This window comes from Pseudomonas sp. DY-1, from assembly GCF_003626975.1.
Classification (GTDB): Bacteria; Pseudomonadota; Gammaproteobacteria; order Pseudomonadales; family Pseudomonadaceae; genus Metapseudomonas.
The window spans coordinates 3696121-3709681 of record NZ_CP032616.1 but is presented as its reverse complement, the minus strand read 5'-3'; the positions used below and the strand labels follow the sequence as shown (position 1 = coordinate 3709681).

The window sequence follows — 13561 nt, the reverse complement described above, 5'->3', positions numbered from 1 at the left end:
ATCAGCCCTTGAGCTTGGACCAGATGCGGTCCTGCAGCTCGCGAGCCTGGTTGCTGCATTCCTTTTCGGGGCGCAGGCGCTCGGCGAACTCGTCGGGCATGTTGATGGCGTCCATCACCTTCCATTTCTTGTCCAGCAGCGTATCGCTGTCGATGCCGTTGGCGTAGGCGATGGCGTTGGACACGGCGGCGGCGTTCTCTGGCTTCATCATCCAGTCGATGAAGACCTTGGCGTTGCCCGGATGCGGCGCGCTCTTCGGCACGGCGAAGTTGTCCTGGAACATGGCCACGCCTTCACGCGGGTAGACGTACTTGATCGTGCTTTTCTGCAGCGTGGCGCGGGCGGTAGAGCCGTTCCAGTTCTGCATCATGATCACTTCACCCGAGGCCATGCGGTCCACGGTGTTGTCGGAGCTGTACATCTTCAGGAAGGGCTTCTGCTTCTGCAGCAATTCGAGAATGCGCTTGGCGTCCTGCGGGTTTTCGCTGCATTCATCCACGCCCAGGTAATGGCTGGCGGCGTTGATCACGCTGCTCGGCGTATCCAGCGCGGCGAGCTGGCCCTGCAGTTCGGGACGCGGCTCGAAGAACTCCTTCCAGGAGTCGTCCAGCTTGCCGCCCGGCACCCGTGCGCTGTCGTAGGAGAAGCCGGTGGTGCCCCACAGGTAGGGCGCCGAGTACTTGCGGCCGGGGTCGAACTCGGGATCGCGGAAGGCCGGCTTCACATGGGCGAAGTTCGGCAGGGTGGGGGTGTCGATTTCCTGCAGCAGGCCCTGTTCGATCAGGGTGCGCATGATCGAGTGCGACGGCACGATCACGTCGTAGGCGGCACCGCCCGCCTGGAGTTTGGCCAGCAGGGTTTCGTTGCTGTCGTAGCCGTCCATGGTGACCTTGATGCCGGTCTCCTTCTCGAACTTGGCGAGCAGTTCCACCGGGTAATAGTCAGTCCAGTTGTAGAAGAACAGCTCCTTGGGCTCGTCCGCCTGGGCGGTCAGGGCGGCGAAACAGCTCAGGGTCAGACCGGCTACCCCATGACGCAATGCTTTCAACTTCATTGTTTTTCTCCGGGTTGAAGAACAGGTTGGGCAGTGGTGGAACAAGGGATCAGGTGGTGGTCTTGCCGCGCTGGCCGAGCCAGTACGAGAGCATCACCAGGACGATCGAGATCACCAGCATCAGGGTCGAGATTGCGTTGATCTCGGGGGTTACCCCGGCCTTGATGGCCGAGAAGATGTAGACCGGCAGCGTGGTCGAACCGGGGCCGGCGACGAAGAAAGTCATGATGAAGTCGTCGAGGCTGACCACGAACGCCAGCACCGCGCCGGACAACACCGCCGGGAACAGCAGCGGCAGGGTCACCCGGCGGAAGGTGTGGAACGGGTTGGCGTACAGGTCGTTGGCGGCTTCCAGCAGGCCCTTGTCGAGGTCGTTCAGGCGTGCGCGGATCGGCAGGTAGGCGAAGGGGATGCAGAAGCCGATGTGGGCGACGATCACCGTCAGCAGGCCGAGCTTAATGCCGAGGGCCATGAAAAGGAGCAGGGTGGCCACGGCGGTGACGATCTCCGGGAGGATCAGCGGCAGGTTGATGCCGCCCTCCACCATCTTCTGACCGTAGAAGGGCCGGTAGGTGGCCAGCGCCGCGAGCAGGGCGATGGCGGTGGCGCAGACGGTGGCGATGCTGGCGACGATCACCGAGTTCAGCGCCGCCGCCTGGATCGACGGGTTGGCGAGAATGCGCCCGTACCAGGCGAAGGAGAACTCGGTCCACACCGTGGCGGTGCGGTTGGCGTTGAAGCTGTAGGCGATCAGCACCAGGATCGGCAGGTACAGGTAGGCCAGTACCAGCAGGCTGGTTTCGCGGGTCAGCGGCAGTTTCTTCAGGTGGTTGGCAATCATCAGCGGGCTCCCTGGCGGACGGCCTTGGCGGCTTTCTTGGCGTAGAGGGCGTACAGCACCAGGGCCAGCAGCATCAGCCCGAGCAGGAGGAAGGACAGCGAGCTGCCCAGCGGCCAGTTGCGTGCGGTGCCGAACTGCTGCTGGATCAGGTTGCCGATCATCAGCGTCTTGCCGCCGCCGAGGATGGCGGGGGTGATGAAGGCACCCAGGCTCGGCACGAACACCAGCAGGGAACCGGCCACCACACCGGGCATGGACAGCGGCAGGATCACCCGGCGCAGGGCCTTCCAGCGATTGGCGCCGAGGTCATAGGCGGCTTCCACCAGGCGCCAGTCGAGCTTCTCCAGGGTGGAGTAGATCGGCAGGATCATGAATGGCAGGAAGCTGTAGACCAGCCCGACGACCACTGCGAAATCGTTGTACAGCAGGGTGATGCCACCGGCCTGCGGGAACAGCGCATTGAGGCTCTGGGCCAGCCAGCCGTGCTCGCGCAGGATGATCAGCCAGGCGTAGTTGCGGATCAGCAGGTTGGTCCAGAAAGGGATGGTGATCAGCAGCACCATGATGTTGCGCGAGCGCTCGCTGAGGCTGCTCATCCACAGCGCCACCGGGAAGCCGAAGAGGAAGCACAGCAATGTCGTGCCACCAGCTTGCAGCACCGACCGCAGCAGGGCCTGGGCGTAGACCCAGTTCAGCTCCAGGTTGCCGTCGAAATCTTCCTGGAAGAACAACTGCACATAGCTCTGCCAATGCCAGTCGGCGCTCCAGTCGACGCCGCCATAGAGGTTGCGCGGTAGCAGGCTGATGTAGCCCATGATGCCCAGCGGCACGGCGATCAACCCGAGCAGGGTGAGCAGCACCGGGCTCAACAGCAGCAGCCGGTTGAGGCTGGGGGAGGTGGCGCTGACGCTCATCTCAGGCCTCCATCAGCAGGCAGGCGTGGGGCGGCAGGTGCACGGCCACGCTCGAACCCACGGCACGGGCGCTGGTGGCACCCTCGTTGCTCTCGCGCAGCATCACCTTGGCATCGTTGGCGAGGCGGCACTGGTAGAGCGTGGCCGTGCCGACGTAGAGCACCGCTTCGACCACGGCACGCAGGTGATGGGGTTGCGACGGGTCCACCAGTTTCGAGCGCTCCGGGCGGAACGCCAGTTGGGCCGTGCCGGCGCGGGTGTTGGCGTCTGTGGCGCAGGGAATTTCCACCGGGATGCCGTCGGGGCGGAACAGGTTGCCGTTCTGCGGGCATTGGCGCAGTTGGCCGGGAAGGAAATTGATGTCGCCGATGAAGTGGGCGACGAAGCGGTGCTGCGGGCGTTCGTAGATGTCGTTGGGGGTGCCGATCTGCAGGATCTTGCCGCTGGACATCACCGCGATGCGGTCGGAGAGGGTCAGCGCCTCTTCCTGGTCGTGGGTGACGAAGATGAAAGTGATGCCGGCTTCCTGCTGCACGCGCTTGAGCTCGACCTGCATTTCCTTGCGCAGCTTGAGGTCCAGCGCGGAGAGCGGTTCGTCCAATAACAGCACATCCGGGCGCGGCGCCAGTGCGCGGGCCAGGGCCACGCGCTGCTGCTGGCCACCGGACAATTCGGCGGGGCGACGGCGGGCCAGGTGTTCCATCTGTACGAGGGCGAGCATTTCCTTCACCCGCCCGGGAATGGCGCTGCGCTCCAGCCCCTGCATCTCCAGGCCGAAGGCGATATTCTCGGCCACGCTCATATGCGGGAAGAGCGCGTAGTTCTGGAAGACGGTATTGACCCGGCGCTTGTAGGGCGGGAGCTGGTCCACGCGTTGCCCGCCAATTTCGATTGAGCCCGAGCTGACCTGCTCGAAACCGGCAATGGAGCGCAGCAGGGTGGTCTTGCCGCAACCTGATGGGCCGAGGAGGGTGAAGAATTCGTTGTGGCGGATGCTGACCGAAACATCGTCGAGCGCCGGCGTAACTTCGGGATCTTCGGTGTAGCGCTTGCTGACGCGTTGCACCTCGATGGAGGACGTGTGCTTCATAATGGTGCATTCCTCTTGTTTTTGTATGCAAAAATTGAATGCAATCTAGAAATACTCGGATTATGCTGACAACGCAACCGGGTTTTTCTGCCTGCTTGTTTCCTGCAGCACCTGGATTGCGAACGCATTTACGGAGTTACGAATGGCAGACAAGAAGCTGGAAACCACGGTCGACCGCGTCTACCAGGGGGTTTACCAGGCCATCAGCAACCGCTCGCTGCGGCCTGGCATGAAACTCGGCGAAGCCTCCCTGGCGGAGCTGTTCAGCGTGAGTCGCACCTCGGTGCGTGCGGCGCTGAAGCAACTGGAGGCCGACGGCCTGGTGTCCTCCGAGCCGAACAAAGGCTGCTGGGTATCGCTGCCCAGTGACGAGGAGATCCGCTCGTTGTTCGAAACACGGCGGCTGATCGAGATCGGCATCGTCACCGAGCTCTGCAGACGCCGGGACAGCGCTGCCATGCAAGACATGCGCGAGCACCTGCTGCTGGAAGAAGACGCGCGGCGCAACCATGACCACGAGCGGCTGATCCATTTGCTTGGCGAGTTCCACATCAAGCTCGCCGAGGCGCTCAACAACCCGGTGCTGCTGGACTGGTTCCGCAAGCTCATCTCGCGCGCTTCGCTCTATGTCGCCGCCCTGGACGACGAGCGCCATGACGCCTGCCGCGACGACGAGCACCTGCGCCTGATCGAGTTCATCGAGGCGGGCAACCAGAGCGCCGCCATCGAACTGACCTGCTTCCACCTGGCAGCGATCGAAACCGCCATCGTCGAGTCGGCCGGCAAGCTCAAGGCCAACTACCACCCGCTGAAACACCTGATCGAGACCTGACCTCGGCCATGAAAATCCAGCTGATCAACCCGAACACCAGCGTCGCCATGACCGCCAGCCTGGCTGAAGCCGCCAATCACCTGCTGCGTCCCGGCAACCAGTTGCTGGCAGTGACCAATGGTGCCGGTCCGGCCTCCATCGAGTGTCACTACGATGAGGCGCTTTCCGTGCCGGGGTTGCTTCAGGCCATCCGCGACGGTGAGCGCGATGGCGCCGAAGGCCACGTAATCGCCTGCTTCGGCGATCCGGGACTGCTGGCTGCGCGGGAGATCGCGCGCTTCCCGGTCATCGGCATCGCCGAAGCTGCCATGCACCTGGCCACCTGGGTCGCCACCGGCTTCAGCATCGTCACTACCCTCGGTCGTACCAAGGTCATTGCCCGGCATCTGGTGGAGCGCTATGGCTTCCACCAACATTGCCGGGGCATTCATGCCGTGGAGATTCCGGTGCTGGCGCTGGATGAGGACCCGGACGGCCTGTTCCGCATCATGCGCACGGCCTGCCTGGATGCGCTGGAGCAGGATGAATCGGGCGCCATCGTCCTCGGTTGTGCCGGCATGAGCCACCTGGCGAAGGGCTTGCAGGAAGAACTCGGTGTGCCGGTGATCGACGGCGTCAGCGCCGCGCTGAAGATGGTGGAGATGCTCGGTGAGCTGCGCCTTTCCACCAGCAAGCGTGGTGATCTGGATTTCCCGCTGCCCAAGCCGTATGTGGGGTTTTTGCGGAACTTCGCGGTTGGGGCGTGAAAGGCGGCTCGAACCTGTAGGGGCCAATTCATTCACCAGGGGCAGCTTCGCTGCCCCTGGAAGCATCCAGAGGCAGACCTGCGGCCTGTTTGGCGATTGACATCGCCCCTGCAAGCTGTCCTGCCTACGGCATTTCTAGGCTCAGTCTCATCCACCGAGTGGCCTGGATTGCTGCGGCAATGAACCGCACACCGGCTCGGCTTCCAGTGCTGGAAGCCCGATGCTAGAGCTACCGCCCATGAAAATCGCCCGCCAGGACCGCTCGCTGATTGCCTGGATGCTCTATGCCTGCGTCCTTTTCAATCTGCTTGCCTGCGGTCTGCACCACGGGCAGACGATGGGCTTGGAGCTGAACGGTCTGGGCGGTGCGCCCTGTTCCGGCGAACCCAACCCTGGGCCGAGCCTCGATGGCGATTTCGGTGGCAGCGCCGCCGGCGACTGGTCCGGTGAATTCAAATGCCCTCTGTGCGGGACCATTCCCCTGGCGATAGCCGCGCTCTTCGTGCAGGCCTGGCTGCTGGGTGTGTGCGATGCCCGCCCCGAAACCTTCGAGCCGCGCCTCAAGGCGCCGCCGGGTTACTTCTGGCCTTCGGCCAGTTCCCGCGCTTCGGCGCCGAGGAAGCGCGCCTGTCCATTCGTGGCTCCGGCCTGCAACGCACCTTCCATGGACGCGGCCTGCTGCTGATGCAGGATGGCGCGCCGGTCAACCTTGCCGATGGCAGCTTCGACTTCCAGACCATCGAGCCACCGACCACCGACCACCGACCACCGACCACCGACCATATCGAGGTGCTGCGCGGCGCCAATGCCTGGCGCTACGTATCGGCCAACCGCTTGGCACCGTCAACGCCGACCGCACCATCCACCAGAGCATAGAGTTGGGCGGGGCCTGGACCATCGGCCAGTTCGTCCTGCGTGGGCAGTATCTGTTCAATGATTTCCGCTTCGACAACGACGATACCTACGGCGACAACCGACTCGCGAGTCTGCCGCGGCAATTCATCAAGGGTGAGGCCCTGTGGCAACGCGAAGGCTGGTATGCGGCGCCGACCTTCGAGTGGGTACCGACCCATTACAACGTCGACCAGGCGGAAACCCTTTATGCCGATGGCTACGCCATCTGGGGGCTCAAGGCGGGTTACCGCCCGGGCGAGGGATTCGGCTTCTTCCTGGAGGGACGAAATCTGTCCGGCAAGACCTATGTCGCCACCACCGGGGTGATCGCCGACGCCCAGGGACGTGACAAGTGCTCATTTCCTGTTGGGTGATGGCAGGGCGGTCTATGCCGTTCTGGAGTGGAGGATGTAATTGCAGGGTTGGGAGGCGCAAAAGTCGTTGACAGCCACGGGCATCGCGACGACCTTTTGCGCTTCCACACCGCCTACCTATCTACTGCAATCGAATGCGGTGGCAGGCGATGTTTTCGCCCACCACGGATTTACCCCATGAAGAAGCTGCTCATCATCGGCATTGGCGCCGGCAATCCCGAGTACATCACCATCCAGGCCGTCAAGGCGCTGAACCAGGTCGATGTGTTCTTCATCATGGACAAGGGCATCAGCAAGGAAAAACTCATCCACCTGCGCCAGGAAATCTGCGAGCGCTACATCACCGAGCAGAACTATCGATTCGTCGAGGCCAGCAGCCCCGAACGTCAGCGCGAGGGTGGCGATTACGGTTCCAACGTCAGGGACCTGAACCTGGCCAAGCAGCAGGTGTTCGAGCGCCTTATCGACGAAGAACTGGCCGATGGCGAGTGCGGTGCCTTCCTGGTCTGGGGTGACCCGTCGCTCTACGACAGCACCATCCGGATCCTGGAATCCATCCTCCGGGGCGGTCGGCTCCAGTTCGAATTCGACGTGATCCCCGGGATCACCAGTGTTCAGGCGCTGACAGCCCGTCACAAGGTGCCGCTCAACCGTATCGGGAAGTCCGTCCAGATCACCACAGGCAGACGGCTGGCCGAGGGTTTCCCGGAAAACGCCGACAGCGTCGTGGTGATGCTCGATGCGGAAGATACCTACCAGCGGTTGAATGATCCGCAGCTGGAAATCTACTGGGGCGCCTACGTCGGCACCCCGGACGAAATCCTTGTTTCCGGCAGGCTCAGCGAAGTAGCGGACGAAATCCGCCGGGTGCGGCATGAGGCTCGCGAGGCTAATGGCTGGATCATGGATACCTACCTGTTGCGCCGCTCGGACGAAGACGAGCACTGAAAACGTTCATGAGCAAAACTTGTGGTCATGACGAATTAATTGAGTTTTCCTCACGTAGTGGGTCTGCCTGACAATTCCTCCATGAATTTTCAATGGAGGAATTTCCCATGGCATTGGCACACAACTTCGGCTTCCCGCGCATCGGCGGGGATCGCGAGCTGAAGAAGGCTCAAGAAGCCTTCTGGAAGGGCGAGCTGGACGAAGCCGGTTTGCGTGCGGTTGGCCGCAAGCTGCGTGCTGAGCATTGGCAGATCCAGAAGGACGCCGGTATCGATCTGCTGCCGGTGGGCGATTTCGCCTGGTACGACCAGGTGCTGACTCACTCCCTGACCTTCGGCGTCATTCCCGAGCGCTTCCGTGGCCACGGCAACTCCAAGCCGACCCTGCAGACTCTGTTCGGCATGGCCCGTGGTGTCAGCGACAGTTGTTGTGGCGGCGCCCACGCGCAGGAAATGACCAAGTGGTTCGACACCAACTACCACTATCTGGTCCCCGAGCTTTCCGCCGACCAACAGTTCACCCTGAGCTGGGAGCAGCTCTTCGAGGAAGTGGCTGAAGCCCAGGCATTGGGCCACTCCGTGAAGCCGGTGCTGATCGGCCCGCTGAGCTACCTCTGGCTGGGCAAGGTAAAGGGAGGCGAGTTCGACAAGTTGGAGCTGCTGGAGCGCCTGCTGCCGCTTTACGGTCAGATCCTCCAACGTCTCGACGCCCAAGGCGTGGAGTGGGTACAGATCGACGAGCCGATCCTCGTGCTTGACCTGCCCCAAGACTGGAAGAACGCCTTCGAACGCGCTTACAACCTGCTGCAGAAAGAACCGCTGAAGAAGCTGGTCGCCACTTACTTCGGCGGTCTGGAAGACAACCTTGGTCTGGCCGCCGGCCTGCCGGTGGACGGCCTGCATATCGACCTGGTGCGTGCGCCCGAACAGTACCCGACCATTCTCGACCGCTTGCCGGCCTACAAGGTGCTGTCCCTCGGCCTAGTGAATGGCCGCAACGTCTGGCGATGCGACCTGGAGAAAGCCCTGGATGTCCTGCGTCACGCCCATGACCGTCTGGGGGACCGCCTGTGGGTCGCACCGTCCTGCTCGCTGTTGCACAGCCCGGTGGACCTGTCCCGCGAAGACAAGCTGGATGCCGAGCTGAAGAGCTGGCTGGCCTTCGCCGTGCAGAAGTGCGAGGAAGTCGCCACGCTGTCCCGCGCCCTGACCGAACCCGAGTCGCCAGTGGTGCTGGAGACCCTGGCCGTGAGCCGTGCCGTACAGGCCAGTCGTGCCGCATCGCCGCGCATCCACAAGCCGGCTGTCCAAGCCCGCGTTGCCGCGCTGAAACCGGAAGACGGCAAGCGCCCGGCGCCTTTCGCCGTGCGCATCGAAAAGCAGCGTGAGGAGCTCTACCTGCCGGCCTTCCCGACCACCACCATCGGTTCCTTCCCGCAGACGTCTGCGATTCGCCTGGCGCGCCAGGCGTTCAGGGCGGGCAAGTTGTCCGAGGCCCAATACACCGAAGCCATGCACAGCGAAATTCGCCATGCCGTGGACGTGCAGGAGCGGCTGGGCCTGGACGTACTGGTGCACGGCGAGGCGGAGCGGAACGACATGGTGGAGTATTTCGCCGAACAGCTGGACGGCTACGCGTTCACCCGCTTCGGCTGGGTGCAGAGCTATGGCTCCCGCTGTGTAAAGCCGGCAGTGATCTTTGGTGATCTTAGCCGTCCGAAGGCCATGACCGTGGAGTGGATTCGCTACGCACAAGGCCTGACCGCCAGGTGGATGAAGGGAATGCTGACCGGCCCTGTGACCATGCTGATGTGGTCCTTCCCCCGCGAGGATGTCCCGCGCGAGGTGCAGGCCAGGCAACTGGCGCTCGCCATCCGTGATGAAGTGCTGGACCTGGAAGCGGCCGGTATCCGCATCGTGCAGATCGATGAGGCCGCCTTCCGCGAAGGGCTGCCGCTGCGCCAGGCCGGCTGGCAGGCTTATCTGGACTGGGCCACCGAAGCCTTCCGCCTGACCGCCAGCGGTGTGAAGGACGAAACGCAGATCCACACCCACATGTGCTACAGCGAGTTCAACGACGTGATCGAGTCCATCGCGGCGATGGACGCCGACGTGATCACCATCGAGACCTCACGCTCGGACATGGAACTGCTGGATGCGTTCGAAGCCTTCGCTTATCCGAATGAGATTGGCCCGGGTGTGTACGACATCCATTCACCGCGCGTGCCCAGCAAGGACGAGATCATCAAACTGTTGCGCAAGGCCGCGCAGCGGGTTCCCGCCGAGCGCCTCTGGGTCAACCCGGACTGCGGCCTGAAAACCCGGGCCTGGCCGGAAACCGAAGCGGCCCTGGTGAACATGGTGGCAGCGGCCAACGAGCTGCGTGCCGAGTTCGCCCAATAAGCCGGATATGCATGGGAATGGCAGTACGGGACGCCTGACGTCCCGTTTTGCTTGCGGCAGCCTTTACTGCCCCGGAAACGCAAAAGCCGCGCAATGCGCGGCTTTTGATTTGGTGGGCCCACACGGACTCGAACCGTGGACCAAAGGATTATGAGTTGCCTAGAAACGCTGCAAGCCCAGTGAAATCGGGCGTAGCTTCGCGCAGGTACAGTTAGCTGAAAGTGGCGTTTTAGAGCGGGTTAAGCGCAATTGAGCGAAATCTGTAAAAGCTGGGCACTGTACCGCCTGTGTACTGTTTTCCCCTGCGGAACGATCAGATTTTAGCTTGCATAGGGCAAAGGCTCCTTTCATGACCCGCCGTGGGTTAACCCAGACGTTATTAGTAGCAGGTTACGGTGAATCAGCTTGTGACCTGCTTGCTAATAAGTAAAGAAACCTTTTGGTGTTTTATTTATTACTGCTCATTAAGGGCGTCTAGGATTGGCAGGGGAGTTATTTTATTGATTTTTTCTGAATTGATAAATAAGAAATTACATAGATAAACTATGTTATCGGGATTGATTGGTAGTGAGATTTTTCTTTTTGCAAGCTCTTGCATTAAAGTTCTTCGGTCTGTTCTATATAGTTTCTTGCCAATCTCCAGCTCTTCGTTGAGTAGGGAGCAAATGTTGCCGCTTAACACTCCATTAGATCTTAGCCTGAATTTTGCTCTTAGCATTTGAGTCCATTCGGAGGCTTTATAATGACGGTATGCTAGGTCTTCTAGAAGTTTGAGCATGCTCCAGTCTGCTGTTTCAAGGCTCGCATATATTCCATTCAGCGCCCGATCAAGATCGGAGTGGCTTTCCCAGTCCTCTTTACATTTATAGCGTAGATCGTGATCGACTTCGTGCCATCCTTCAGATAAGACTGTCCTGATCTGAAGTTCAAATGTGTCATCTATCAGGTCATTGCCTCGAATAATACTGCTAGAGGCAGATAGTTCTTCAGGTAGTTTGAATATTAAATTGCAGCGTGTGGCAGAGAATATTTCTCCTGATGGCTTGTCGATTGTTGAGGACGCTTCATCATAAGTAAATACTTTCTTCAGTGTTTCTATAGCAATTTGCTGGTCATCAAGAAAATATAGGGCTACACGTAAACCAAAGGCGTCCTGTATTTTCTTTCCGGGGTTGGTGTATTTTCCAGGAGATCGCGCGATTTTATCGTTTATTGAATGCTCTGATTTTGCTCTAGAAAATACTCTGCACAGTAGTCCGAGTTTAGAGAGTTCGGCTTCTACGATGTCCTGAAGCTGTTTTGCTATGCGTAGTTCGGATGCGTTATACATTTCAGACCCTGCCCAACATGTTTTTCACATCAGGGATGTAGGGTGTGTTTAGCTCTAGGAAGCTAAGCTTGTCGCCCTCGATAAGTATCGATTTTCTTTTTAATGACGCAATGGCATTCAGAATCTGAACTTGAGAGAATGAGTTGTTGTTTGCGCAGATGCCCTTAATTGGACGGTGTTTATTGAAAGTGGGGCGTCCTTTGGGCCAGAATTTCTCAAGCACATAAATCTCCGCTGCTATCTCCTCTGGAATATCAGTTTCTTGTTTTTTCTGATTTTCTTCTGTGTTGGATAGCTCTAGGAGAAAGCTGTCGGAGTCGCTGAGGCAACCAAGCGTATGGATATTTTGGAAGTTACTGTTCTCGATAGTACATTGGTAGAACTTGCAGTTTACAAATGTAACGTTGTTGAATTTATCTAGATAAAAACCTGTGTTGTTGAATGTGGTTCCAATAAACAAGAAATCATGCACAATATTTTCTTTTCCAAGTTCGACTTTGCTGATTTCAATGTTTTCGATGGCTCCGCCTGATAGGTCTATTCGTGCTTCATTTGTAAGGGCAATGGTATAAGCGAGCTTTTCGCTATCTGAGTTGAATTCTAGGATAAAGCGTAATGCTCTCCACAAGGAAAGACGTCGTTCTAAACATCTAGGCATTGTCGCGACTACAGATGGCTCTACAAAACGATTGCTACCGATCCACTCGCCAGTTGTGTCTTCGGTAATTAATTCAGCGCAAAAGTTGCCGAGAACAAATTCATTGACGAAACCAATACGTTGGCCATCTTCTGCACTACGATCAAGAAGAGCATGGCCAGCGAGCTTAGTTATTAACTCGTCTAGCGTTGGTCTTTCGTCTGCCGGATATTGTTTTCGTGCGGAATCTAATAAGGTGCTGAATTCTTCGGCTATTAATTCTGAAATATAATCTCTAGACTCTGAAGTATAGTCTAGAGTTATCATGTCTTTTGCGATGTGTTTGAGTATCTTGTATTGATCTATTGGCAGAATCCGCAGGTCCTGACGCTTTCTCTCGCGCTCAAGCATGGAGCTGAAATACCTGTCCACAATAAGGTCGGGGCTTTCAACGGATGCTGTAAACTCGTCTTCGCTAATGCAGCGAATGTATGATAGTAGTACTGGGTTGTTTAGTCTTTCAATCGGAAAGTTGCGTCTCTGTAGTTCTTCTAGACGCTCTGTTTGTATCCAGTCATTTATGGTGGGTTCATTGATTCTTATTCTGTAGATTTCAAAGTCTTCGTTATGAGAATCCACCCAGTTGTGGAATTCATCCCCGTCGAAAATTGCTGTCCTACGAGTTGTAAGTATCACCTTGGCTGACTTGACTAATAACTCTCCAATCGTTTCAAGCATTGGTTCCGTGTTTATATACCCTTCTTTTTCCTTATTTTTACTGTCATGTAATAGCTCGTCGAAGCCGTCCAGTATTACTGGGACATTGCCGTTTTGAATTTCAGACCTTACTAAGGTTGAGCTAAGTAATGGAAAGCTTCTGTCGATTTCGTCCAGGAGCACATATCGAAATATTTTAGCTTGCCTGTTTCTAGATAGTTCGCTGAAAAGTGGAACTTTATCGCTTGTATGGGTGATTATTTTTTTCAACAATTCAAAGGCTGTGCATGTTTTTCCGAATCCTGCTGCAGCCTCGACTAGGAATAGGATTGGCTTTTTTGTGTGTAGCCTGGAATATATTTCTGATATTACATCGTTATCGCCGATTGCGTCGTTTATTGTGTACTTTGAGTTTATGTATGAATAACTTCCGCTGTCTGAGTGCGCTTTGGCGATTGCTTCGGCATGCCTTTCATATTCTTTCTCTAGGCGTGATTTTGTAGACTCTACAGAGAAGAATCCTTTGAATAGCTCTTTTTCTACGGCTTCTGTATTTTCATATTTTCTTACTTTGCATGCATAGCCAGACTTCTTAAAGTCCTCGAAGACTTTCTCCTCATCTCCGGTTTCGCCCAGCTTGACGATGTCCGCGTTATGGAAGTGGCCTGATCGGATGGTGAATACATTGATTCCTTCCTCTCTGCACTTCGCCTCTTCAAATCCATACTGTTTATAAATTCTGCGTAATTCGCCTTGGTTTATCATGTGATGGCCTTAGCTGT

The 13561-nt window shown here is 57.8% G+C and carries 13 protein-coding genes; 7 read left to right on the top strand and 6 right to left on the bottom strand.

The annotated features are described in order from the left end of the window. Position 1: 1 nt before the first annotated feature. From D6Z43_RS17580 to D6Z43_RS17565, 4 genes are read right to left on the bottom strand one after another with little or no spacing between them, the layout of a single operon-like run. A complete protein-coding gene (locus tag D6Z43_RS17580; protein ID WP_120653374.1) occupies positions 2 to 1054 on the bottom strand; it encodes an extracellular solute-binding protein in 1053 nt (350 codons plus the stop codon). A 49-nt stretch (positions 1055 to 1103) separates the two neighbouring features. Beyond that, a complete protein-coding gene (locus tag D6Z43_RS17575; protein WP_120653373.1) occupies positions 1104 to 1895 on the bottom strand; it encodes an ABC transporter permease in 792 nt (263 codons plus the stop codon). Beyond that, entirely contained in the window at positions 1895 to 2809 is a 915-nt protein-coding gene (locus D6Z43_RS17570) for an ABC transporter permease (protein WP_077520765.1), read from the bottom strand. Before D6Z43_RS17570 ends, D6Z43_RS17575 begins: the two co-directional genes overlap by 1 nt. A 1-nt stretch (position 2810) precedes the next feature. After that, positions 2811 to 3899 carry an ABC transporter ATP-binding protein gene (locus tag D6Z43_RS17565; RefSeq protein WP_120653372.1) on the bottom strand — a complete coding sequence of 363 codons (1089 nt, stop codon included), beginning with the start codon at positions 3897 to 3899 and terminating at the stop codon, positions 2811 to 2813. Positions 3900 to 4041: 142 nt separating this feature from the next. Between D6Z43_RS17565 and D6Z43_RS17560 the strand changes: the two genes are divergently transcribed. The 7 genes from D6Z43_RS17560 to metE all read left to right on the top strand — a co-directional run bounded on the left by D6Z43_RS17560 (position 4042) and on the right by metE (position 10095). Further along, on the top strand, positions 4042 to 4731 hold the full coding sequence (locus D6Z43_RS17560) for a GntR family transcriptional regulator (RefSeq protein WP_120653371.1): 690 nt from the start codon (positions 4042 to 4044) through the stop codon (positions 4729 to 4731). Positions 4732 to 4739: 8 nt separating this feature from the next. Next, a complete protein-coding gene (locus tag D6Z43_RS17555) occupies positions 4740 to 5477 on the top strand; it encodes an aspartate/glutamate racemase family protein (RefSeq protein WP_120653370.1) in 738 nt (245 codons plus the stop codon). A 238-nt stretch (positions 5478 to 5715) separates the two neighbouring features. After that, the gene (locus D6Z43_RS17550) at positions 5716 to 6162 is read left to right on the top strand and encodes a DUF2946 family protein (RefSeq protein ID WP_120653369.1); all 447 of its coding nucleotides are present in this window, start codon (positions 5716 to 5718) and stop codon (positions 6160 to 6162) included. After that, positions 6162 to 6353 (top strand): hypothetical protein, encoded by a 192-nt coding sequence (locus D6Z43_RS17545; protein ID WP_162945787.1) that lies wholly within the window; start codon positions 6162 to 6164, stop codon positions 6351 to 6353. The genes D6Z43_RS17550 and D6Z43_RS17545 overlap by 1 nt, the downstream gene beginning before the upstream one ends. Positions 6354 to 6355: 2 nt before the next feature. After that, entirely contained in the window at positions 6356 to 6745 is a 390-nt protein-coding gene (locus D6Z43_RS17540) for a TonB-dependent receptor domain-containing protein (RefSeq protein WP_256660879.1), read from the top strand. 177 nt (positions 6746 to 6922) lie between these two features. Continuing rightward, on the top strand, positions 6923 to 7693 hold the full coding sequence (gene cobF, locus D6Z43_RS17535; RefSeq protein ID WP_120653368.1) for a precorrin-6A synthase (deacetylating): 771 nt from the start codon (positions 6923 to 6925) through the stop codon (positions 7691 to 7693). 107 nt (positions 7694 to 7800) lie between these two features. After that, positions 7801 to 10095: a 5-methyltetrahydropteroyltriglutamate--homocysteine S-methyltransferase gene (gene metE, locus D6Z43_RS17530; RefSeq protein ID WP_120653367.1), complete on the top strand. Its 2295-nt coding sequence runs from the start codon at positions 7801 to 7803 to the stop codon at positions 10093 to 10095. A 454-nt stretch (positions 10096 to 10549) separates the two neighbouring features. On the opposite strand, the gene D6Z43_RS17525 is transcribed toward metE, so the two are convergent. Then, positions 10550 to 11425: a RelA/SpoT family protein gene (locus D6Z43_RS17525; RefSeq protein ID WP_120653366.1), complete on the bottom strand. Its 876-nt coding sequence runs from the start codon at positions 11423 to 11425 to the stop codon at positions 10550 to 10552. A gap of 1 nt (position 11426) precedes the next feature. Next, positions 11427 to 13544 (bottom strand): NACHT domain-containing NTPase, encoded by a 2118-nt coding sequence (locus D6Z43_RS17520; RefSeq protein WP_120653365.1) that lies wholly within the window; start codon positions 13542 to 13544, stop codon positions 11427 to 11429. Between the last annotated feature and the right edge of the window lie 17 nt (positions 13545 to 13561).

What these genes read in the sequence shown, in the direction of transcription:
- cobF (WP_120653368.1), top strand. Translation starts at nt 6,923, where the DNA reads ATGAAGAAGCTGCTCATCATCGGCATTGGCGCCGGCAATCCCGAGTAC.
- D6Z43_RS17575 (WP_120653373.1), bottom strand. Translation starts at nt 1,895, where the DNA reads ATGATTGCCAACCACCTGAAGAAACTGCCGCTGACCCGCGAAACCAGC.
- D6Z43_RS17525 (WP_120653366.1), bottom strand. Translation starts at nt 11,425, where the DNA reads ATGTATAACGCATCCGAACTACGCATAGCAAAACAGCTTCAGGACATC.
- D6Z43_RS17570 (WP_077520765.1), bottom strand. Translation starts at nt 2,809, where the DNA reads ATGAGCGTCAGCGCCACCTCCCCCAGCCTCAACCGGCTGCTGCTGTTG.
- D6Z43_RS17560 (WP_120653371.1), top strand. Translation starts at nt 4,042, where the DNA reads ATGGCAGACAAGAAGCTGGAAACCACGGTCGACCGCGTCTACCAGGGG.
- D6Z43_RS17565 (WP_120653372.1), bottom strand. Translation starts at nt 3,899, where the DNA reads ATGAAGCACACGTCCTCCATCGAGGTGCAACGCGTCAGCAAGCGCTAC.
- metE (WP_120653367.1), top strand. Translation starts at nt 7,801, where the DNA reads ATGGCATTGGCACACAACTTCGGCTTCCCGCGCATCGGCGGGGATCGC.
- D6Z43_RS17520 (WP_120653365.1), bottom strand. Translation starts at nt 13,544, where the DNA reads ATGATAAACCAAGGCGAATTACGCAGAATTTATAAACAGTATGGATTT.
- D6Z43_RS17580 (WP_120653374.1), bottom strand. Translation starts at nt 1,054, where the DNA reads ATGAAGTTGAAAGCATTGCGTCATGGGGTAGCCGGTCTGACCCTGAGC.
- D6Z43_RS17550 (WP_120653369.1), top strand. Translation starts at nt 5,716, where the DNA reads ATGAAAATCGCCCGCCAGGACCGCTCGCTGATTGCCTGGATGCTCTAT.
- D6Z43_RS17555 (WP_120653370.1), top strand. Translation starts at nt 4,740, where the DNA reads ATGAAAATCCAGCTGATCAACCCGAACACCAGCGTCGCCATGACCGCC.
- D6Z43_RS17545 (WP_162945787.1), top strand. Translation starts at nt 6,162, where the DNA reads ATGCAGGATGGCGCGCCGGTCAACCTTGCCGATGGCAGCTTCGACTTC.